Source organism: Mesorhizobium sp. 2RAF21 (assembly GCF_052115345.1).
GTDB lineage: Bacteria > Pseudomonadota > Alphaproteobacteria > Rhizobiales > Rhizobiaceae > Mesorhizobium > Mesorhizobium terrae.
Genome location: NZ_JBFRGM010000003.1, coordinates 1 through 22,496, shown reverse-complemented (window position 1 = coordinate 22,496; position 22,496 = coordinate 1). Strand labels below are relative to the sequence as shown.

Sequence of the window (22,496 nt, the reverse complement as noted above, 5' to 3'; positions counted from 1 at the left end):
TCATTCCCCAGCTGAATTCTTGTCCGCGTGCAGCGCGGCGGCACCGATCACGCCGGCAGCAGACCCGAGCGCGCTCGCCAGAACGGGCAGCCCCCGGCAGGCTTCGGCCCAAACATAGGTCGGAACCTTCGACCGAAGCCTGTCGAAATAAGGCTGCGCCGTGCCGAGGCCGCCGCCGATGACGACGCCATGCGGGTCGATCATGTTGATCATCTGACCAAGATAGCTGGCCAGCGCCGTCGTCGCCTCGTCAAGCAATTGCGCGCCTTCCGAGCCAGCGCGGCCTTCGACGATATCGCGTGCCGTTGCCGTCCGTCCCGTGCGTGCCTTGTAGACACGCGCCATGCCGAGGCCGGAGGCGAAGGATTCCAGCACGAAGTCCGCACGCCGGCCGGAAACACCGTCGAACGCAACCAGTTCGCTTGAGGCGAAGTGGATGGCAAAGCCATTGGCGCCGCGCTGGACGATGCCGCCGACGCAGCTTGCAAAGCTGAGACCCGTTCCCGCCGAGACGAAGACGAAGCTGGGCAACGCCTTGCCGTGGCCGTAGTGCAGTTCGGCGAGCGTTGCGACACGTACGTCGCTGTCGACGGCAACGGGACCGTGGCCGGCAAAGGCTCTGGCGATGTCGCTTTGGCTCCAGTCCGCGATCCAGCTGCTGGCCGGAACACCGTCGAGGCCGACCAATTCCGGCAGGCCGATGCCAATGCCGGCCGAAGCGATGCCTTTCGCCTCGGCGCTGCGTTGCATGCGCTCCGCAATATCGGCCGCGACCGCAAGGATCGCATCGGCCCCCTGCCCGTGAGGCGTGGGCAGTTCGGCCTGGTCGACCAGAGTGCCAACGGTTAGATCGACCAGGCCGCCGGCGATCTTGGTGCCGCCTATGTCAATGCCAATGGCTGCGCGCATCAGTCTTGGGCCGCCGCCCTGTCAGCCAGGATCTCGCCGGCGCGGCAGGCAGCCACCACGCTCGCCGGCCAGTCGGGATCGTAGTCGGGCACCGACGTCAGCCGGTCAAAGGCCAGGCGTTTGCCATCGCCCCAGACGATCATCACCGCAGCCTTGGACAGCCTTGCAATCGTATCGATGCCGACGGTGACGCCAAAGCCCGGCACTTCGTCGAGCGACCGAAAGTCCGGAAAAGTCTTCATGTTGTCGCGGCGCGTTTCCTCAGCCAGCGGCACCACGCGCGTGCGGCTCCACCGTCCGCTGCCGCGAGGATTGAAGGCGACATGGCCGTCGCTCGCGCCCGATGCCAGGATGAACAGATCGATGCCGCCCGCCGCCTCGATCCGGGCATCGTAGGCCGCGGGATCTTTCGGGTCGGGGAACCAGATCTGTTCGGCCGGAATGCGAAAATTCTCCGGCAGAGCGGCGTTCAAGACGCCGACGATCTCTTCATAAGCAAAACGCCGGCAGGAGAAATGGCTGTCGACCGAAACATGGTCCAGGCCTGCCGACGTCTCCACCAGATAGTCGTCCATCATGACGATGGTGACGTGGCTGATGTCCTGCGGCGCGGCGGCAAGCATATGTCCCATCGCCTGATAGGCCGGGCGTGGCGAACGTCCGCCGGGACAGCCGAGGAGAAAATCTCGACCGGCCGAAGCCGCGTCCGCGATCATGCCAAGCAGCCGAGCGGCGAATGCGTCACCGAGCGTTTCGGCATTGTCGAAGACCTGTGGTTTGATCGCGCTCATGCCAGCAGCCCTTCCAGATAGATACGATTGCGGGCGGCAAGCGCCTCGGGTGTCTCAGCGGCATCCTCGCTCGGATCCTGTTCGACGATGCACGGGCCCGAGTAGCCCTTCTCCTTGAGCAGCGCGATCACCGCGGGGATGTCGACAACGCCGTCCGGCAGCGGGCACATCACGCCGGCTGCGAAGGACTCGTTCGGCCCCAACTCACCCGCCAGCACGCGCGCGCGGACCTTGGCGTCGACATTCTTCAGATGCATGAAGCCGATCCGGTCCCAGACCTTGCGCATATAAGCGATGGGGTCCTGATCCCAGAAGGCGTGGTGGCCGGTGTCGAAACACAAATCGACATCCGTTTCGTCAAGCAGGCGATCGATCTGCGCTTCCCGCTCCACGCAAGTGCCGACATGCGGATGGAAGGTCAGCTTGACACCATAGGTCTCGGCGACATGATGCTGGGCATCACGCACATGGGCGATCATGGTCTTCCAGCCTGTTTCATCGACGACGCCCGGCCTGTCGGCCGGATACCATTCGCTTTCGTCCATCAGGATCAGGTTGGGTGCATTCAGCTTGGCGAGTATAGGGCCGAGGCTGTCGAGTGCCGTCTTCAGCACGGGCCATGATCCCGGTTCGGCCAGGACATGCACATGGGCAGCACCGGCCAGCGTCAGGTCACGTGCGGCAAGCGCGTCGGCGAGTTGTCCAGTGTCGGTTGGCAGGAAGCCGAGCGGCCCCAGTTCCGTGACGCGATAGCCCGCGCGCGCCACCGCATCGAGGTAGCCCTCAGCGTTGATGCTGTTGCCAGTGGGATAAAAGACGCCCCAGGAACAGGGCGCATTGCCGATTTGCATGCTGATCTCTTGCTGTTTGAAAAGGATTGCCGGCGCGCAGGGAGGAGCGCGCCGGCCGTCACACGGTTCGTGTTACCACTTGCCGCGCTTCTTGATGGTCTCGAGATCGGCCGCCAGCGCCTTCAGCGCCGCTTCCGGCTGCTCCTCTCCGGCCAGAACGCCGTGCACGGCCTTGTAGAAGGCCTGCGAGACACGATTGTAGCCGGAGCCGGTCACCGCCGAGGGGCGTGCGACGCTGTCGGCGAAAGCCGTCTGCGCATCCTTGAGGAAAGGCAAAGCCTTCAGCACATCGGCATCGTCGTAGAGCGAGGCGATCGTCGGATTGTACGCTCCCTCGATGGCGCGGCGCTTCTGCTCGTCCTTACCGGCCATGAAGCTCAACAGGCTGACGGCGGCATCCTTGTGCTTGGTGTATTTGGAGATGCCGAGATGGGCGGTGCCCATGCAGCCGCTGGACTTGGCGCCATCCTTGCCGACCGGCAACGCGGCGACACCGACCTTGCCGACCAGCGGCTGATCCTTGCCCTGCGAGGTACCCCACACATAAGCCCAGTTGCGCAGGAAGACGGCATTTCCAGCCTCGAAGACGCTGCGCGAGGACTCTTCATCGTAGTTCAGCACGCCCTGCGGGCTGATCGTGTTGACCCAGCCATGCGCCTGCTTGAGCGCCGCGGCGGCACCAGCATTGTCGATGGTGATGTTGCCCTTGTCGTCGACGATGGTGCCGCCGTCGAAGCTGCTCACCCATTCGATGGCATCGCAGGTCAGGCCTTCATACGACTTGCCCTGCCAGGCGAAACCCCACATGTCCTTGTTGCCGGCGGCGCGCTCGCCATCCTGAACGGCCTTGGCCGTTTCCGTGAATTCCGCCCAGGTCTTCGGCACCGGCTTCTTGTATTTTTCCAGAAGGTCCCTGCGATAGAACATCAGGCCGGTGTCGGTGTACCAGGGCTGGGCCACGAACTTGCCGTTGACCGTGCCGGCGGCGACCGTCGACGGGAAATTGGCGGCGATGTCTTCCTTCGGCAGCACGGCGGAAAGATCGAGCAGATGGTTCTGCAGCAGGCCGATCCAGACGACGTCGAGCAGAAGCACGTCGGCATCCTGCGATTGGGCGGAGAGAAGCTGCTGGTAAAGCGGCAGCGCCTCGTCCCACGCGGCTGGCATCTTGTTGATCTTGACCTCGTTGCCGGTTTTCTTGGCCCAGGCCTCGGCACCGTTCCTGCAGAGTTCGTATTCGGCGCCCGAAGACGAGCAGAACAGCGAAACCGTCTCGGCCCATGACGGCACGGCGGCAAACAGCGAAACCGCCAAAGCGGCGGCACCCCATACATGCTTCATGAAATCCTCCTCCCAACCCTAAACTGACCGCCGTTCTCACACGGCGGCCGCCAAGGTAAATCCAGTGAGTGGATTTATCAAGTCATAAATCCACTCACTGGATTTATGGTCGCGAGATGATCGAACCGCGTCCGAAATCGGCCTTGAATGCACGACGTTGCACGGCCGATCCCTGACGCCAGGTATCGTGCAGCGGTCCGCGTTGGACGATTTCAGCGATGGGGGAGATGTCGAGCGGAGATGGCTGGCGACGGGTCCCGCCCGCCGCCAGCCGAAAGCTCAGATGACGAAGAACCAGTTGGCGGCGAGCACCACGGCGGCACCGGCGATCAGGGTGAGATAAGGCAAGATACCGGCTTTCCTCACCTTCAGGTCTTCTTGGGCGATGCCGAGGTCGTCGAGCATGTGTTCGGGGAACCTGCCACCGTCCTGCACATAATGCCGGAAGCAGAACACCGGAATGATCAGCGCGGCCGCGATGAAGCCGGCCCACAGCGCCCAGGGATTCCACACCTTGGCGCCGGCACCCATGAACATGGCGTTGACATAGGAAAGAACGGCCCCGACCGCGATCAGGATCGTCGGTGCCTTCCACGGCCGATTGATGTGGCCATTGTCGATGCGATGAATCCAGCCCGCATTGAGGTTGAGGAAGTTGAAGATGATGTAGCCGCAGTTCGACACGGCCAGCACGAAGAAGAAACTGGTGGCATCGGCCGCCGCAACCGCGAGCAGGAAAACGTTGAAGGTCAGGTCGGTCCACATCGCGCGTGTCGGCGCGCCATGCTCATTGGCGTGATTGAGGTAGCGGGGCAACCAGCCGTCGACCGAACCCTGATAGAGGGTGCGCGACGACCCGGCCATCGCCGTCATGATCGACAGCATCAAAGCGAGGATCATCAGCATCACCATGATCGAGGTGATGAAGCCCGAACCGCCAACCATCCTGGCCATGGCATCGGCGACGCCGGAGCCATCGACAATCGGCGTGGCCAGCATGCCGTTGAGCCCGAGCACACCCTGGAAGGTGAACGGCACCAGCGTGTAGAGTGCCAGGCAAAGAAGGCCCGAATAGAAGATCGCCCGCACCGTGTCGCGGCCCGGATTCTTGAATTCGCTAGTGTAGCAGATCGCGGTTTCGAAAGCGTAGGCCGACCAGGCCGCGATGAACATGCCGCCGAGCACGAGGGTCCATCCCGCGACGTTCCAGGCGCCAGGCGCCGGGGCGTAGGCAGCAGCCAGCGGCACGAGCGGCGAATAGTTCGCCCAGTTGATCTGGCCGGTGATGATCGGCACGACCCCGACGATCAGCATCGGAATGATGACCAGCAGCCCGATGTACTTCTGCACGCTGGCTGTCCCAAGAATGCCGCGATGCTGGATGGCGAAGGTGATCAGCATTAGGACGACGCCGATGAAGAAGATGGCGTTCAGCGAAAAGCTGACAGGCCCGAGCGTGCCGTGGAACAGCGACCAGTTGCGAATGGCCGGCGTCGCGGCGCTTGTCAGCACGGCGATGGCGTCGGCCGCCGTCTTGCCGACATTGGCCGGATCGGCGAGCCAGGTTGCAACCTGCGGCGAGGTTTCCGTGAAAGCCGGGATCGGCGCCAGGGCATTCAAGATGTAGGCGGCGGCAATCGAGCAGCCGAGCGACAGCACCGGCGTCCAGGCCAGCCAGTTGCACCACACCGACAACGGCGCGATGAACTTCGAATAGCGCAGCCAGGCCGTGGCTCCATAGACAGACGCGCCGCCCGACTTCGACGGAAACAGGCCCGCGATCTCGGCATAGGTGAAAGACTGGATCAGGCCGAGAATGATGGAGGCCGTCCAGATCAGATAGGCGGGCGTGCCGACCGTTCCGGCGATGCCGCCGATGGAAAACAGCACCAGCGCCGGCACGCCGCTGGCCACCCAGAATGCCCCGCGCCAGTCGATGGAACGATGAAGCTGACCATCTCCGGCATGGGCTGCAATGTCAGTTGTAGTCGTCATGGCTCGGCTTCCCCTGTGGCTCCGTGGAGCACTTCCCCTGGTTGTTATGGAGAACCCCGCGCGACCGTCGAGGCCGCGCGGGATCAGCGGTCAGTCCTCGGTCAGAGCACGAAGTACCAGTTGGCGATCAGCACCACGATCAGACCTGCGATCAGCGTCACGTAAGGCAATACGCCCGCCTTGCGCTCGCGCAGGCTGCTCTCGCTCATGCCGAGATCGTCCAGCATGTGATCGGGGAACTTGCCGCCGTCCTGAACGTAGTGGCGGAAGCAGAACACCGGCAGGATCAGCGCGGCCGTGAACAGCCCCGCCCAGAGCGCCATCGGGTTCCATACCTTGGCACCGGCCCCCATGAAGACGGCGTTGACGAAGGCGAACACCGCACCCGCCGTGATCAGCCAGGTCGGCGCCCGCCACGGCCGCTTGATGTGGCCATTGTCGATGCGATGGATCCAGCCGGCATTGAGGTTGAGGAAGTTGAAGATGATGTAGCCGCAATTGGCGACGGCCAGGATGAAGAAGAAGCTGGTGGCGTCGGCGGCGGCGATCGCCAGCAGGAGCAGATTGAAGACGAGGTCGGTCCACATCGCCCGCGTCGGCGCGCCGTGATCGTTGACGTGGCTGAGGTATTTCGGCAGCCAGCCGTCCACCGAACCCTGATAAAGCGTGCGCGAGGAGCCGGCCATGGCCGTCATGATCGCCAGCAGCAGCGCCAGGATCATCAACATGATCAGCAGCGTTTTGACGATGCCGCCCCCACCGACCATCGTAGCGAGCGCATCGGCGACGCCGGAGCCGTCGACGATCGGCGTGGCCAGCATCCCGTTGAGGCCCAACACACCCTGGAAGGTGAACGGAACCAGGATGTAGAGCAGCACGCACAGAAGGCCTGAATAGAAGATGGCCTTGAACGTGTCCGTCTCCGGGTTCTTGAATTCGCGCGTGTAGCAGACGGCCGTCTCGAACCCATAGGTCGACCAGGCTGCGATGAACATGGCGCCAAGCACCAGGGTCCAGCCGGCTATGTTCCAGGCGCCGGGCGCCGGGGCGTAGGCGGCGGCGAGCGGCACGAAAGGCGAGTAGTTCGCCCAGTTGATCTGGCCGGTCAGGATCGGCACGATGCCGACGATCAGCAGCGGCACGATGACGAGAAGACCAACGACCTTCTGCACGTTTGCGGTGCTGAGGATGCCACGATGCTGCACGGCGAAAGTAATCAGCATCAGCACCGCGCCAATCCAGAAGGTGGCGTTGAGCGAGAACGAGACCGGACCGAGCGCATGGGTGTAGAGCGTCCAGCTGCGGATCGCAGGTGTGGCTGCGGCGGTCACCGCCGTCACCGCATCTGCGGCACTCGTGCCGGCATGGGCGGCAAGATAGGCCACCACTTCCGGTGAGGTTTCGGTGAAGCCCGGGATCGGTGCCAGCGCGTTGAGGATATAGGCGGCGGCGATTGAACAGCCGAGCGACAGCACCGGCGACCAGGCGAACCAGTTGCACCACACCGACAGCGGCGCGATGAACTTCGAATAACGCAACCACGCGGTTGCCCCGTAGACCGACGCACCGCCCGACTTGTTCGGGAACAGGCCGGCGATTTCGGCATAGGTGAATGACTGGATGAAGCCCATCAGGATGGACAGCGTCCAGACCGCGAAGGCGATGTTGCCGCCGACGCCGGCGATGCCGCCGATCGAAAACAGAACCAGCGGCGGCACGCCGCTGGCGACCCAGAATGCGCCGCGCCAATCGATGGTTCGACGCAGGTTCCCGCTGGCTTCCGCCACGTAGGTATCTTCCATGGCACTCATGGCTAGGTTTCCCATTGTTGACTGTCCCGTCACGGACGTCCCGACATTGCGGGTTATGCGTAGCGGGTTTCCGCTTAGTCTTATTTGTTTCCCACAAGTGAAGATCATCGGAATTCTGATCGCCGTCAAGCGATTTTAGCGAACCCGGCAAAATGTTAGTTTTTAGGCCCCGGATTGCGACTTTGGCGTCAAAATCTCGCTCTTTCGCCCAATCTCCGCACTACCCGAACGGGCGAGGATTCTACCCGTCCAGGCGTTTTCAACGCCGGCGAATGGCTTATGCTTGCCAAAGCACTATTATGAAAAAAACATTCATGGTAGGAATTTATCGCCAGTGTTTGTTGAGGAGGCAACGGACATTCTCGGATCAGCGCAAATCCGCACGTCCTGGAAAGACGTGCCCATCGTAGCGGTGGAGGATGGCAAGCCCCTCGCCTCTCGCAACGACGTGCGCGAGTTGCTGTTTGAGCTGCTCGTTTCGGTCGTGAGGGCCCGTGAACCGGAGATCGCCGAAGTTTTGCTGGGTCGCGCGTCGCTCGATACGCTGCCCGGGGAACTCCGCATCCCGGCGCTGCAGGCGACAGGCATCTGGTTTCAGCTGATCGCCATTTCCAACGAACTTCAGGCGATGCGCACCCGCCGCGAAACCGAACAGTCGGGAAATCCCGACGACGTGGTGGGCTCCTTTTCCAATGTCGTCGGCGAGATCGCCGCCGAGGGCTATTCCGCCGAAGCCGTGCAGGAGGCTCTGGACGGTCTGTGCGTCGGCCCGACCATGACCGCGCACCCGACCGAAGCCAAGCGGGTCACGGTCCTTCAAATCCATCGCCGCATCTATCGCAAACTGACGGAGATCGGGCAGCAGCGCTGGGCGCCGCGCGAACACGATCTGCTCGTCTGCGATCTCAAGAGCGAGATCGAACTCTTGTGGATGACCGGCGAACTCAGGCTCGAGCGCCCGTCGGTCGAGCGGGAGATCGCCTGGGGCCTGCATTTCTTCCGGGAGGTTCTGTTCGAGACCACACCGCAGCTCTACGACCTCGTCGAGGGCGCGTTGAAGCGACACTTCCCGGACTACGCGCTTACCGTTCCGTCCTTCATGCGCTTTGCCTCCTGGATTGGCGGCGACCGCGACGGGAACCCCAACGTCACCGCCCAGACGACCGCCTATGCACTGGCCGAAAACCGCCATGCGGCGATCAAGTGGTATCTTGGCCAGGTCCGCCGGTTGACGACCATGCTGAGCGTCAGCGCCAATGTCGTCGACATACCGGACGAATTCGCTCCCGCCCTGGCGGGCATTCTGCGTGCAAGCGGATGCGCCGAAGCGATCGCCCACCGCAATGTCGACGAGCCGCTGCGCCAGTTCACCGCCGCCATGCTGCGGCGTTTGGAGGCGATGCTGGGCAAGGGCAGCGGCGTACCCTACCCCAATGCAGAGGCCTTCCGGACCGATTTGGAATGCCTTTCCGACACGCTTCTGAAAATCGGCGGCAAGGTGGTGGCACAACGCCTTGTCCGGCCGCTGCTGCAACAAATCGAGAGTTTCGGCTTCTGCACGGTTGCTCTGGACATCCGTCAGAATTCGACGGTGGTGAACCGGGCCCTTGCCGAACTGTTCACCGTCATCGACCCAAAAGCCGAACCGGTCACCGCGGTTTCGCCGCGCTGGTCCGGGCGTATCCGCGACGCCATCCGCAGAGGCGATCAGCTCGACCCAGGCCTGGATCGCACCCGCCTGTCGGAAGAAACACGCGAGTTGCTCGCTTTGTTCGACGTGATCCGCGAGGCCTCCGCCGACAAGAGCTGTGCGGTCGGCGCATTCATCCTGTCGATGACGCAATCGGTCGACGATATCCTCGCCGTCTATCTGCTCGCACAGTTCTGCGGTCTGGCGACGGCCCCGGATGGCAGCGGCACAATCAACCTGCGGATCGTGCCGCTGTTCGAGACGATTGCCGACCTGCGCGCGGCGCCCGCGATCATCGACCAGCTTCTTGGGATTTCCGTCGTCCGCCGCTCGATCCGCGACTTCGGCAATCGCCAGGAAATCATGCTGGGCTATTCCGACTCCAACAAGGATGGCGGCTTCCTGGCGGCCAACTGGGAACTGAGCAAGGCGCAGAAGCAGCTCACGAAACTCGGCAAGAAGAACAAGATCCGGATCTCCTTCTTCCATGGGCGTGGCGGCTCGGTCAGTCGCGGTGGCGCGCCGACCGGCAGGGCGATCGCCGCGCAACCGGCGGGCACAATCGACGGTTCCATGCGCGTCACGGAACAGGGCGAGGTCGTTTCCTCCAAATTCGCCAACCGAGGCACTGGCCTCCATCAACTCGAAATTCTCGCCGCCAGCGTCTTCGCGCACAGCGTCAAATCGCCCAATGAGGCCGAGCTGAAGGACGTTCCGGAATTCGAGGAGGCGCTGGAGGCGCTCACCGGCATGTCGCTGGCTTCTTATGTCAGCCTGATCAACGAGCCCGGCTTCATCGACTATTTCAACCAAGCGAGCCCGGTCGAGGAATTGTCGCTGCTCAAGATCGGCTCGCGGCCGGCACGCCGTTTCGGCGCCCGCGACATCAGCGATCTGCGCGCCATTCCCTGGGTCTTCGCCTGGAGCCAGAACCGCCATCTTTTGACGGGCTGGTATGGCATCGGCAGCGCGATCAATTCCTTCATCGCCGTTCGTGGCGAGGCCGGCCGCGACCTGCTTCGCCAGATGTTCGAACGCTCCCGCTTCTTTCGCCTGATCATCGATGAGGTCGACAAGACGCTCTACCAGGCAGACCTCGAAGTGGGCCGGCTCTATTCCGGGCTTGTCGTCGAGCGCGAGACCGGCAGGCGCATCTTTGGAAAGATCGAAGCCGAATACGAACTCACCAGCCGCATGGTTCGCGAGATCGTCGGAAATACCGACTTTTCGACACGCTTCCCCGCTTTCAAGCGCAATTTCGACCGTTTGCGGCCGGAAATGGACAGCATCCACGCGCTCCAGGTGAAACTGTTGCGAGAAGTGCGCGATCAGGCCGCAAACGCTTCGGCGTCGCGGCGCCCGATCAACGCACTTCTGCTCTCGATCAATTGCATATCCTCCGGCCTCGGCTGGACAGGGTAGAGACGGGACAGGCGCCCAGCGCCGGAAAGGATTGGACGCATGAACATCCCCCAGCGACCGGGCCTCGGCAATCTCGGCCAGTTCTTTCGCGCTAGCGTCGCCACAACCGACCCGGCCGTCAGTGCAGCCATGGCGCGCGAACTGGGCAGGCAGCGCGACGAAATCGAGCTGATCGCTTCCGAGAACATCGTCTCGAAGGCGGTGCTAGAGGCCCAGGGTTCGGTTCTGACCAACAAATACGCCGAGGGCTATCCGGGTCGTCGTTATTATGGCGGTTGCCAATATGTCGACGAGGTCGAGGAACTGGCGCGCGAGCGGGCCCGGCAACTGTTCGGCTGCGCTTTCGCCAATGTGCAACCGCATTCCGGCAGCCAGGCCAACCAGTCGGTGTTCATGGCGCTGATGCAGCCGGGCGATACCTTCATGGGATTGAACCTCGCCGCCGGTGGTCACCTGACCCACGGCTCGCCTGTCAATCAGTCCGGCAAGTGGTTCAAGGTCGTTTCTTATGGCGTGCGTCCGCAGGACCAGCGCATCGACCTCGACGAGGTGCGCGACCTTGCCCGCCAGCATCGGCCGAAGGTGCTTCTGGCCGGTGGCTCGGCCTATCCGCGCTTCATCGACTTCAAGGCATTCCGCGAGATCGCCGACGAGGTCGGCGCCAAGCTGTTCGTCGACATGGCGCATTTCGCCGGTCTGGTCGCCGGCGGCGTCCACCCGAACCCGCTCGACCACGCGCATGTCGTGACCACCACCACCCACAAAACCTTGCGCGGCCCGCGCGGCGGCATGGTGCTCACCAACGACGAGGAGATCTCCAAGAAGGTCAATTCGGCGGTGTTCCCCGGCCTGCAGGGCGGACCGCTGATGCATGTCATCGCCGCCAAGGCGGTGGCCTTTGGCGAGGCGCTGGCACCGGAGTTCAAGACCTACGCCGCCAATGTCGTCGACAATGCCAAGGCGCTTGCGCAAACCCTGGCATCGGGTGGTGTCGATATCGTGTCGGGCGGTACCGATACGCATCTGATGCTGGTGGACCTGAGACGCAAGAACCTGACCGGCAAGGCCGTGGAAGCGGCACTCGGGCGCGCGCATATCACCTGCAATAAAAACGGCATTCCGTTCGACCCGCAGGGACCCGCCGTGACTTCCGGCGTCCGGCTGGGCACGCCGGCCTGCACCACGCGCGGTTTCCGTGCGGATGAATTCCGGCAGGTTGGACAACTGACCATGCGGGTGATCGACGGACTGGCCGCCAATGGCGAGGACGCCAACGGCAAAATCGAAGCGGAAGTGCGCGAGGAAGTTGAAGCCCTGGTGCGGCGATTCCCGATCTACGACTAATTTAGGTCGCGCTGGAGCCCACGTGAAGCCGATGACCGCTGTATGGAAAGTTCAGCATCCGGGTTGGGAGACCGATGTCACGCCCATGACGGAAGAGAAGAAGTTCAGGGTCCTGATCGCGGAACGCAACCCGCTCGTCGTTGCGGCGCTGGGCGACATGATCCGGCGTGATGACCGCTTCGATCTCGTCGGCGCCGTGCAGGGTGGCGAGGCGTTTCTCGCAGCGGTCTCTGGTGGAGAACCAGGTTTCGACCTCGCCGTTCTCGGCTGGAAACTATCGGACATGGACGGCAGCGGCGTTCTGGCGGAACTGCAAAAACGCAACCTGCACGCCCGCGTCGTCATCTTTTCCAATGACCACGACATCGCCATCCTCAAGCAATGCGTGCGCCTTGGCGTGCAAGGCTTCTGCTACCAGTTCGACGACCCGGCAATCCTGTTCGATACGCTGATCGCGGTCGCCCATGGCCGCATCTGCATCCCCTATGTTGACGTCTCGCGCATCAACGACACGCCATTGTCGCGGCTGACCCCACGGGAACGCGAACTGCTGGCTGTTCTGGCCGACGGCTGGACCAACCTGCAGATCGCCACGCGCACCGGCATTTCAGAAAACACGGTGAAATATCACCTGAAGAATCTTTACGACAAGCTGGACGTCCGCAATCGCGCCATGGCTGTTGCATTGTTCGCCAGCGAAAGGAATCGCGGCACCCATATCGGCTCGCAATAGCCCCGGCACCGCCTCACACCCCCTCCGACTGGACTGTAAGCGCCATCCTTCGCAGTGCAATGGCGAACTGATGCGCCGCAACATGCGCTTTTCCTTGACAGTTTGTCGCAGTTTCTCAATATTCCCCTTGGGCAAATAGTTTTCTGCAAAATCAACAACAATGCCCCGCAGTCGCGCAGCCTCATGGAGGGGAAGATGGATGCGACATCAAGCCAGCATGCTGGTTCAACCACCTTTGACGAACGCATAGACAAGATGCATGGCCGCGACCGCATGGGTGCGGTCGCCTTTGTGGCCGCAACGTGGATCGCGATACTGTTCACGCTGTTTACCGTCTGGCCTTACATCACCGTGCCGGGGATCCGGGCGATCCTGGCGATAGCCGCAGCCCTTGTTCTAGCTCTGAACACCGCGGCCATCATCGCCATGCTGCGCCACTATGGCGACGACAAGCATTTCATCTACGGGCTCGACCTGAAGCATCTCGACGAGATGCGCAAGCGACGCGGCTGAGGAGAAACCGATGGCTTACAAACCTCCGAAACAGAGCCTGACAGGACAGGTTTTCGACGTCTTCATCCTTCTCCTGCTCACCGTCGGCGCACTCTATATCCCGCTCTATCTGGGCCTTGCGGGTGCTGCGAAGACGCCGCAGCCGATCGCCAACCCGACCTGGGAGGCGCTTGGCCAGAACGCCACCGAACAACAGCAGTGGGCGGCGCTCGGCATTACCGACCCTGCAGCCGCCAGCGACATCGTCACCGCCCGCTTCGACTATTCCTTCAGCTGGGTGGCGCTGGCCGTCATGGCCGTTCTCGTCATCGGCTATTTCGTGATGGTCGTGCGGTTGTCGGACAGGGAATACCGCGAAGTCATCGAAGAACGCTTCGGCCCGAAACGATAGGAGCGCGCGATGGATACCTGGAACATTCTCGAATACGCCGCCTGGGCGCTGTCCGCACTGTTCGGCGCCTTGATGCTGATCGACCTGATCAAGGTCGATACCACCTATGACAACGATCTGCTGACCTCTTCGCGCGAAGGCGAGATCGAGGCCACGGCCGAACGTCACACGATCTGAGGGAAACGGCGATGGCAAACGTGACTTCAACCGCCGCGCCGGAGCGGCTCCAACTGCTGCGCGTGCTGGGTCCGGCCCATGTCTGGGCCCTGGGCGTCGGCATCGTTCTGGTCGGCGAATATATGGGCTGGAACTTCTCGGTCGGCAAAGGCGGCATGATCGCCGGCCTTGTCGCCTGCTGGGTGGCCGGCCTGCTTTATACCTGCGTGGCGATGATCGATTCCGAAGTGACCTCGACGGTCGCCGCCGCCGGTGGCCAGTATGCCCAGGCCAAGCATATCGTCGGGCCACTGATGGCCTTCAACGTCGGTCTTTTCCTGGTCATGGCCTACACCATGCTGGAGGCCGCCAACGCCATCACCGTCGGCTTCCTGCTCGACACCGTGGCAGGCATGCAGGGTCATTCCGGTCTCAACCAGAAGCCCTTCATCATCCTCGCGGTGATGTTCCTGGCATGGCTGAATTATCGCGGCGTGCTGGCAACGCTGACATTCAACCTCGTCATCACCGCGATCGCCTTCGTGTCGATCATCGTGCTGTTCCTTTCGGTGCAGTTCGGCGCCTCGGCCGTCCCGCTGGATTTCTCGGCGATCACCAGCGATCCCCTGCCCTATGGCTGGGTCGGCATCGTCGCGGCCCTGCATTTCGGCCTCTGGTACTATCTCGGCATCGAGGGCACCTGCCAGGCGGCCGAGGAAGTGCGTTCGCCGGCGCGCTCGCTGCCCTACGGCACAATGGCCGGCATCATGACGCTGCTGATCGCGGCGACCCTGACCTGGTATGTCTGTTCTGGCTTGATCCCGTGGGAATATCTCGGCCAGTCCGGCACGCCGCTGTTCGATGCGGCGCGCGTCACCGGCTCGACCGGGCTGATGCTGCTGCTTTTCGTGGGCACAACCTTCGCCACGCTGGCCTCGGCCAATGGCTGCATCAACGACGCGTCCCGCGCCTGGTTCTCGATGGGACGCGACCGCTATCTGCCAAGCTGGTTCGGTGCCGTGCACCCCACCTACCGCACGCCGTACCGGTCGATCGTCTTCCTGGTCCCGATCGCGCTCATCTTCGCGCTCGGCGCCCCGCTCGATCAGGTAGTGACGTTCTCGATCCTGTCCGGCCTGCTGGGCTACACCTTCATGACCTTCAACATGGTGATGTTCCGCAAGAAGTGGCCGCTGGACACCATCAAGCGTGGTTATGTGCACCCGTTCCACCCAATACCGGCGCTGCTTCTGCTGGTGCTTTGCGCCACCGCCTATGTCGCGGTCTTCCTCGGTTACGGCACGCAGCTCATCGCCATGATGTGCTTCTACATCATCGCTTCGCTGTGGTTCCATTTCTGGCGCTATCGCTTCGTCAGGCGCGGCGATCAGTTCACCATGCCGTGGCCACGGCCGAGCGGGTATTGAAACCATGACGCCGCGCGATCAACTCAACCTTGCCGCGCGGCGTCGGATTAGAACATGATGGACAACCTCGCCCTTGTCCTGCTGGCAATAGCCGCTATCGCCGTGTTCATGGCGGTCGCGCAACGCGACCGCCTGAGACTCAACCGGCAGCGCAGCCGCCTTCTCGATGCCGCGGCTGGCCTCTTCGACAACAGCCGGCTTCGCGCCGCCCCTGACGGTTTTCCGATCCTCGACGGCAGCCTTTCCGACGGGCGACGGATCCGCATCGAATTGATTGCCGACACACTGGTCTGCCGGCGGCTGCCGCAACTCTGGCTGAAGCTGACGCTGGCCGAACACGAGCCTGTCGCCCGGCCATCGATCGGCGCGCTGTCGCGACCGACCGGCGCCGAATTCTATTCCATGGTGCATGATTTGCCCGAATGGCTGGCACCGCCCCAGACCGAGGCTTCCATTCTGCTGCGCGGCGACGGGACCGCCACGCCGGCCGAGCTCAAACAGGCTTCGTCGATCTTCCAGGCCCTGTTCCGCAATCCCACGGTCAAGGAAGCCGTCATCACGCCGCGCGGCGTACGTCTGATCCGCCAGGTCGCCGAGGGCGACCGTGGCGCGCATCTCGTGCTGCGGCAGGTCCGTTTCCCGATCGAGCAGGTACCGGCCGATCTGATCCGCACGGCCATTGCGGAAGCCCAATTGCTGTCGGAGACGCTGGCAGGTGACCGCACCGGAACCATGCAAGCCAGTGCGTTGGCGCCCATCGAGGCATGAGAATGAAAAAAACGATCAACCCTTATCTCGTCCTGGCGCTGGCAATCGTCTTGCCGGGCGCCGGCCACGTCGCCATCCGCGAAGCACCGCGTGGATTAGTCTTCGCCTTCTTCGTGCTGTTCTTTTCCGTGCTCACCTATGTGACGACGACACCAGACCAATCCTTCATCGGCCGTCATGCCGGCGGCCTGTTCGTGTGGGCGCTGTCGATCCCGGATGCCTACCGCCGGGCCCGCATGAAATACAAGACAGCCAATCGGATAGCCGGGGTATCCGGCAGTCGATAGAGCCGGCCAAATTATCCGTCGAAAAAGCCCGCCGCGCTGTGCGACGGGCTTTTTCCAATCTGGCCTGCTTATCCAAGCGGGTTCGGGTTTCGACCGACTGCCTTCACTCGGCGGCAACGGACGAAGCGGTGCGCAGATACGATTCGAGTGAATCGTCGAGAGCATCCTTCCACGGCGTATGATGCGCCGGCGCCATCGTGCCGGTGATGACCGAACGGTAGGAATGGTTACGGAACTCCATGATGCCCTTCTTCTTGTGTTCCTTCCACTCGAAGAAGGCCTCGTTGGCGCCGTCCACATCGAAGCTCGGATAGTCGGTTTCCGCGATCAGTTCCTTGACGTAGTCGCCCTGATATTCGATCGCATCGTGAGCATCCTTGCCGGCATCCTCGCGCACTACCCGGTCCTGGACGTCGGCGATCAGCGCCTGCTTGGAAGCCGGCAACTTGATGCGGCCGAGGATCACGTCACGTGTCCACCAGGCCTGCGCATCGAACATGTTGAAGGTGAACCACTGGTCCTGCATGCCGAGATAAAACAGCGCCGGATTGTGGACATAAGCGACCCCCTTGTAGAGATCGGCGGTCGCCAGCCGGTTGGCAGTCCTCAGGCGCAGATCGTCAGGCAGGAACGGGAAGTGGTGCTTGTAGCCGGTGCACAGGATGATCGCGTCGACGCGTTTCGTCGACCCGTCCTTGAAGGTGACGGTATTGATGTCGACCTTTTCCAGCAGCGGCTTCTCTTCCCAGTTGTCTGGCCAGTTGAAGCCCATCGGCGCCGTGCGGTAGCAGTTGGTGACCGACTTGGCGCCATATTTCCAGCACTGCGAGCCGATATCCTCGGCCGAATAGCTGGTGCCGACGATCAGGATGTCCTTGCCGGTAAACTCGCGAGCATCGCGGAAGTCGTGGGCGTGGAGGATGCGGCCGTTGAAGCGGTCGAAGCCGGGGAATTCAGGCACGTTCGGGGTCGAAAAATGGCCCGAGGCGACGATGACGTTGTCGAATTCCTCGGAGTAGCAATGGTCCTTCGGCAGATCCTGCACGGTGACGGTGAATTTCCTGGTCTTTTCGTTCCAGGTGACCATGCGCACGACCGTCTCGAAACGGATCCATTTGCGAACGCCGGCCTTCTTCACCCGGCCCTCGATATAGTCGAACAGCACGGCGCGCGGCGGATAGGAGGCGATCTGCTTGCCGAAATGCTCCTCGAAGGAATAGTCGGCGAACTCCAGGCCCTCCTTGGGACCGTTCGACCAGAGGTAGCGGTACATCGATCCATGGACCGGCTCGCCATACTGGTCGAGACCGGTGCGCCAGGTGTAGTTCCACAGGCCGCCCCAATTGGCTTGCTTTTCGAAGCAGACAATTTCGGGGATATCGGCGCCTTTCTCCGCGGCGGATTGAAATGCCCTCAGCTGTGCGAGGCCCGACGGGCCAGCTCCAATCACGGCGACGCGCGCTTTCATACGGAAATACCTCCCAGTTGATTTCCATAGCGAAAAAAATTTCACTGTGATGATAATAACGGCATTTTGCCGCTGTCAATAAGCTTTGCGTCCAAACTGTCATCAAGCCTTGCGGAACCTGGCTTCGGTGCCCGAAACTGGACGAAAGAACGAGGATCTGAATCCGCCGTCCCGCCTGCAATGCCGAAACGAACGCTTGCGCGGCAGGGTGAATTGAGTATTCTCTACATTGAAATTATTTTACACACGGGCAAATTCGTGTGAGGTGGTCATGCAGCAGACAGCCTATCCCACTGTGGTCGCCGGCCCCCCTCGGCCGAGCCTCATTCTGCGACCGGGCCTGCTTTTGCCGGGCACCGAGCGCTATCATGTGACCGGTGGTGGCGCCATCGTCATCGACATCGAAGCCGGCGACAGGATCACCGTCCGCAATTCCGAAGGTGGCCAGGCCAGTGAACTGCTAGCTTTCGACCAATCGGGCCGCAGCGATCCTGGTATCATTGGAGCCAAGACCAACAGCAACGCCGCCGGCCTCAAGGCTCTGCTGCTCGGTGGCGACGACAGCCTGCGGGCCCTGCGCGTAGGGCTGGAACGCCGGAAGCTGCAGCTGGCCAAGGCAGACGCCTTGCGCATCTTCTCCGGCACCACGCCAGCCGGAACCGAGGAAAGCTTCACCGTCACGCGCGCCGGCTCGCTTGTCGTGGCGGCGCCCGGAGGCCCGATGGCGGTGGACGGCCACGACACGGCAACGCCGCTGGTGGTGATGGTGCGCCGCGCGGCGCTTCGCCCCAAGGGAAAATCGGACCTGCCCGATCCCCTCGCCGACCCCGTGCTCGATCTCAGGGTGAAGTCGCGCACTGCGGAATCCTATTTCGTCAAGGCCGGCGACTACATCCAGATCATCGATGTAGACGGCCGCCAATGCACCGACTTCCAGTGCTTTTCGGCGCGCAAGCTGGACAAGGGCCGCGACCTCGCGCTCGACGTCACCGCCACCCGGTCCTTGATGGGCCACGCCTATCCGATGCCTGGCCTGCATTCGAAATATTACGACCAGGATTTCGAGCCGCTGGTCGAGGTCGTGCAGGACACCTGCGGTCGCCACGATGCCTTCGCGCTCGCCTGCTACGCCAAATATTACGACGACATCGGCTATCCGGGCCACATCAACTGCTCGGAGAACTTCAATGGCGCGCTGACCCCGCACGGTGTCACCGCTCGTGGCGGCTGGATGGCGGTCAACTTCTTCTTCAACACCGGCATCGACGCGCACGGCGTCATGTTCTCGGACGAGCCGTGGTCGCGGCCCGGCGACTATGTGCTGCTGCGCGCGCTCACCGACATCGTCTGCGTGTCATCGGCCTGCCCGGACGACACCACGCCGGCCAATGGTTGGAACCTGACCGACATCCATGTCCGGACCTACTCCGGACAGCACAAATTCTCCCGTGCGATCGCCAGAAGAATGACCCCGGACGCAGAGCCAAAGATGACCCGCGAAACCGCCTTCCATTCCAGCTTCGCCAAACACACCCGCAACTTCATCGAATATAAGGGCTATTGGCTCGCCAACGCCTTCGCCAAGGAAGGGCCGCTGCAGGAATATTGGGCCTGCCGCGAGAAGGCGGTGGTGATGGACCTTTCGGCTTTGCGCAAATTCGAGGTCACCGGCCCGGATGCCGAAGCGCTGCTGCAATACACGCTTACCCGTGACGTCAAGAAACTCGGCATCGGCCAGGTCGTCTACACGGCCATGTGTTACGAGCACGGCGGCATGATCGACGACGGCACCTTGCTCAGGCTCGGCAAGGATAATTTCCGCTGGATCGGCGGCGATGAGTACTCAGGCCAGTGGCTGCGCGAGAAAGCCGAGGAACTTGGCCTGAAGGTCCTGGTGCGGTCCTCGACCGACCAGATGCACAACATCGCCGTTCAAGGCCCCAAGAGCCGCGATATCCTGAAGGAGATCGTCTGGACGCCGCCGCACCAGCCGGCGCTCGCCGAGGTCGACTGGTTCCGCTTCACCATCGGCCGCATCGGCGATGCCCAAGGCGTGCCGATCGTCGTCTCACGCACGGGTTATACGGGCGAACTCGGTTATGAGATCTGGTGCCATCCGCGCGACGCTGAAAAGGTCTTCGACGCGGTCTGGCAGGCAGGCCAGCCGCACGGTCTTGTGCCGATGGGCATGGCGGGCCTCGACATGGTGCGCATCGAGGCGGGCCTGATCTTCGCCGGTTACGAGTTTTCCGACCAGACCGACCCGTTCGAGGCCGGCATCGGTTTCACCGTGCCGCTCAAGTCCAAGACCGACGACTTCATCGGCCGCGAGGCATTGATCCGGCGCAAGGATAATCCGACCCATAAACTCGTCGGCCTGGAAATTGACGGCAATGTCGATGTCGGCCATGGCGACTGCGTCCATATCGGCCGCGCCCAGATCGGCGTGGTCACCTCCTCCATGCGCTCGCCGATCCTTGGCAAGAACATTGCGCTGGCAAGGCTCGATGTCACCCATGCCGAGGTCGGTACTGAAGTCGAGGTCGGCAAGCTCGACGGTCATCAAAAGCGCCTCCCTGCCCGTGTCGTTCCCTTTGCTCACTACGACCCGCAGAAAACCAGGCCGCGTTCTTGAGCCGTCTTACGGGCGGGTCGCTTGTCTCCCTGAGCGATCCGCCCTTTTTTCTTCTGGCGCCTCTTCGCACCGGCAGCGACAGAATTGGCCACATCGCCACCGGCACCGCTTTGAGCGCGCGAATGTGGACGAAAGGCTGACAATTTCGCGCGATTCACGCCTTGCCTGATATTTCCTTGTGTGCAAATATCTTTCCCAAGATGCAAAGACGAGACTGTGCCGTCGACGCGTCGCGAAAGCTCACTCGAGACGATGAGGCAGCCGTGTCGAAAGTTTTGCATGATCTTCACCAGGGCCATGCCCCGATCACCCTTCATCAGGCCTTTCACGATGCCCTCGACGCACTCGAAACCGAGAGTGGGTCGAACGAGCCTTCCGTTTTCGTCGAAGGCTGCGCGGTTCCGGTAACCGCCGTCTTCGGCGCCATGCTGGAATGCACTGACCTGATACCGTTTCGCATCCGCGAATCCATCAATGCCCTGCTCGCTGCGGCGCATGAGAGCAACCTCGTAGACAGCGGCGACATCTATGCGCGCGGCGCCCGGTTGATGTTGTCCCATTGCCGCAAGGCATACGGACCTGGTCCTTCGCCCGCCGGTCTCGACACCGCCGGCGCGCGAACCTCCCCTTCCCGGCTTTCGTCGCATTGAACGGGATCACTCCGACAGCAAGGACCGTCTCATGAACAAGATCATCGACGGCAAGGCCGTGGCCGAGGCGCTGGTAGCCGACATCAGGGACGCCACCCAGCAATTGGTGGCGCGGACCGGAACCCAGCCCGGCATCGCGGTTGTCATCGTCGGCGAAGATCCCGCCAGCCAGGTCTACGTTTCGTCCAAGGGCAAGAAGGCGAAGGAATGCGGTTTCCATTCCATCCAGCACACCTTGCCCGGGGATACGTCAGAGGACGAACTCGTCACGCTGATCGAACGCCTCAATGCCGACAACGCCATCCACGGCATCCTCGTGCAGTTGCCGTTGCCGAAGCAGATCGATGCCGGCCGCATCATCCAGACCATCTCGCCTGACAAGGATGTCGACGGCTTCCACTTCGTCAATGTCGGCAAGCTGGGCGCAGGTGAATTGGAAAAGGCTTTCGTGCCCTGCACGCCCGCGGGTTCCATGTTGCTCATCGAGCGCACGCTGGGGCCGGATCTGTCCGGCCTCAACGCAGTCGTTGTCGGCCGCTCCAACATCGTCGGCAAGCCGATGGCCAATCTGCTGCTGGCCGCCAACGCCACCGTCACCGTCGCCCATTCGAAGACCAAAAACCTGCCCGAGCTCTGCCGCACCGCCGACATCCTCGTCGCCGCCGTCGGCCGCCCGGAGATGATCAAAGGCGATTGGGTCAAGCCCGGCGCCGTCGTCATCGATGTCGGCATCAACCGGCTGCCTCCTGGCGACAACGGCAAGGCACGGCTGGTCGGCGACGTCGCCTATGACGAGGCGTTGCCCGCCGCCGGCGCGATCACACCTGTCCCCGGGGGCGTCGGCCCGATGACGATCGCGCTTCTGATGTCGAACACGCTGGCATCCGCCACGCGCGCCACCGGGCAACAAAGCTGAAGCGAAGCCAGTTCAAGAGACAAACCTGGAACGAACGAGACAAGGGAGGAGAACCCCATGGCCGAATTTAAGAGCGACATTGAGATAGCGCGCGGCGCGAAGAAGCAGGCGATCCAGGCGATCGGTGCCAAGATCGGCATACCGAGCGAGCATTTGCTGCCCTATGGCCATGACAAGGCGAAGGTGTCGGCCGAGTTCATCAAGTCGGTCAAAGGCAACAAGGACGGCAAGCTGATCCTGGTCACGGCGATCAACCCGACACCGGCCGGCGAAGGCAAGACGACGACGACGGTGGGGCTCGGCGATGGCCTGAACCGCATCGGCAAGAAGGCGGTGGTGTGTATCCGCGAGGCCTCGCTCGGTCCGAACTTCGGCGTCAAGGGCGGCGCCGCCGGCGG

Annotated in this window: 20 protein-coding genes; 12 read left to right on the top strand and 8 right to left on the bottom strand. The window is 62.5% G+C overall.

Going from position 1 to position 22,496, the window contains the following annotated elements; genetic code table 11:
- The 6 genes from AB4136_RS05365 to AB4136_RS05340 form a co-directional block, all read right to left on the bottom strand.
- Positions 1–909 (bottom strand): ROK family protein, encoded by a 909-nt coding sequence (locus AB4136_RS05365; RefSeq protein WP_024925696.1) that lies wholly within the window; start codon positions 907–909, stop codon positions 1–3.
- On the bottom strand, positions 909–1,700 hold the full coding sequence (locus AB4136_RS05360; RefSeq protein WP_024925697.1) for a 6-phosphogluconolactonase: 792 nt from the start codon (positions 1,698–1,700) through the stop codon (positions 909–911). Before AB4136_RS05360 ends, AB4136_RS05365 begins: the two co-directional genes overlap by 1 nt.
- Complete coding sequence (locus AB4136_RS05355) at positions 1,697–2,551, bottom strand: sugar phosphate isomerase/epimerase family protein (protein ID WP_024925698.1); 855 nt, start codon at positions 2,549–2,551, stop codon at positions 1,697–1,699. Before AB4136_RS05355 ends, AB4136_RS05360 begins: the two co-directional genes overlap by 4 nt.
- A 72-nt stretch (positions 2,552–2,623) precedes the next feature.
- A complete protein-coding gene (locus tag AB4136_RS05350; RefSeq protein ID WP_137901246.1) occupies positions 2,624–3,892 on the bottom strand; it encodes an ABC transporter substrate-binding protein in 1,269 nt (422 codons plus the stop codon).
- A 279-nt stretch (positions 3,893–4,171) separates the two neighbouring features.
- Entirely contained in the window at positions 4,172–5,887 is a 1,716-nt protein-coding gene (locus AB4136_RS05345; RefSeq protein ID WP_137901247.1) for an APC family permease, read from the bottom strand.
- 101 nt (positions 5,888–5,988) lie between these two features.
- Positions 5,989–7,698, bottom strand: coding sequence for an APC family permease (locus tag AB4136_RS05340; protein WP_137901248.1), 1,710 nt, complete (start codon positions 7,696–7,698; stop codon positions 5,989–5,991).
- Between the two features lie 397 nt (positions 7,699–8,095).
- Here AB4136_RS05340 and AB4136_RS05335 point away from each other — a divergent pair, with 397 nt between their 5' ends.
- From AB4136_RS05335 to AB4136_RS05295, 9 genes are all read left to right on the top strand, one after another.
- Positions 8,096–10,810, top strand: a complete 2,715-nt coding sequence (locus AB4136_RS05335) for a phosphoenolpyruvate carboxylase (protein ID WP_441930430.1) — start codon at positions 8,096–8,098, stop codon at positions 10,808–10,810.
- A gap of 39 nt (positions 10,811–10,849) precedes the next feature.
- Positions 10,850–12,154: a serine hydroxymethyltransferase gene (gene glyA / locus AB4136_RS05330; RefSeq protein WP_024925703.1), complete on the top strand. Its 1,305-nt coding sequence runs from the start codon at positions 10,850–10,852 to the stop codon at positions 12,152–12,154.
- A gap of 85 nt (positions 12,155–12,239) precedes the next feature.
- Positions 12,240–12,887: a response regulator transcription factor gene (locus AB4136_RS05325; RefSeq protein WP_137901264.1), complete on the top strand. Its 648-nt coding sequence runs from the start codon at positions 12,240–12,242 to the stop codon at positions 12,885–12,887.
- A 195-nt stretch (positions 12,888–13,082) separates the two neighbouring features.
- Entirely contained in the window at positions 13,083–13,400 is a 318-nt protein-coding gene (locus tag AB4136_RS05320) for a hypothetical protein (RefSeq protein WP_137901249.1), read from the top strand.
- 10 nt (positions 13,401–13,410) lie between these two features.
- Positions 13,411–13,791 (top strand): hypothetical protein, encoded by a 381-nt coding sequence (locus AB4136_RS05315; RefSeq protein ID WP_024925706.1) that lies wholly within the window; start codon positions 13,411–13,413, stop codon positions 13,789–13,791.
- Between the two features lie 9 nt (positions 13,792–13,800).
- Positions 13,801–13,968, top strand: coding sequence for a hypothetical protein (locus AB4136_RS05310; protein ID WP_137901250.1), 168 nt, complete (start codon positions 13,801–13,803; stop codon positions 13,966–13,968).
- Between the two features lie 11 nt (positions 13,969–13,979).
- Positions 13,980–15,374 (top strand): APC family permease, encoded by a 1,395-nt coding sequence (locus tag AB4136_RS05305; protein ID WP_024925708.1) that lies wholly within the window; start codon positions 13,980–13,982, stop codon positions 15,372–15,374.
- Positions 15,375–15,428: 54 nt separating this feature from the next.
- Positions 15,429–16,142 carry a hypothetical protein gene (locus tag AB4136_RS05300; RefSeq protein ID WP_137901251.1) on the top strand — a complete coding sequence of 238 codons (714 nt, stop codon included), beginning with the start codon at positions 15,429–15,431 and terminating at the stop codon, positions 16,140–16,142.
- A 2-nt stretch (positions 16,143–16,144) separates the two neighbouring features.
- Positions 16,145–16,429, top strand: a complete 285-nt coding sequence (locus AB4136_RS05295) for a hypothetical protein (RefSeq protein ID WP_137901252.1) — start codon at positions 16,145–16,147, stop codon at positions 16,427–16,429.
- Between the two features lie 103 nt (positions 16,430–16,532).
- Here AB4136_RS05295 and AB4136_RS05290 read toward each other — a convergent pair whose 3' ends face one another.
- Positions 16,533–17,897: a flavin-containing monooxygenase gene (locus tag AB4136_RS05290; RefSeq protein ID WP_137901253.1), complete on the bottom strand. Its 1,365-nt coding sequence runs from the start codon at positions 17,895–17,897 to the stop codon at positions 16,533–16,535.
- Positions 17,898–18,168: 271 nt separating this feature from the next.
- Between AB4136_RS05290 and AB4136_RS05285 the strand changes: the two genes are divergently transcribed.
- Entirely contained in the window at positions 18,169–20,532 is a 2,364-nt protein-coding gene (locus tag AB4136_RS05285) for an aminomethyltransferase family protein (RefSeq protein ID WP_137901254.1), read from the top strand.
- Here AB4136_RS05285 and AB4136_RS05280 read toward each other — a convergent pair.
- Positions 20,499–21,029, bottom strand: coding sequence for a hypothetical protein (locus AB4136_RS05280; RefSeq protein WP_137901255.1), 531 nt, complete (start codon positions 21,027–21,029; stop codon positions 20,499–20,501). The genes AB4136_RS05285 and AB4136_RS05280 overlap by 34 nt on opposite strands.
- A 184-nt stretch (positions 21,030–21,213) precedes the next feature.
- Here AB4136_RS05280 and folD point away from each other — a divergent pair, with 184 nt between their 5' ends.
- Entirely contained in the window at positions 21,214–22,098 is an 885-nt protein-coding gene (gene folD, locus AB4136_RS05275; RefSeq protein ID WP_137901256.1) for a bifunctional methylenetetrahydrofolate dehydrogenase/methenyltetrahydrofolate cyclohydrolase FolD, read from the top strand.
- Between the two features lie 57 nt (positions 22,099–22,155).
- Positions 22,156–22,496 (top strand): formate--tetrahydrofolate ligase (locus AB4136_RS05270; RefSeq protein ID WP_441930424.1); only part of this gene is annotated, 341 nt, incomplete at its 3' end.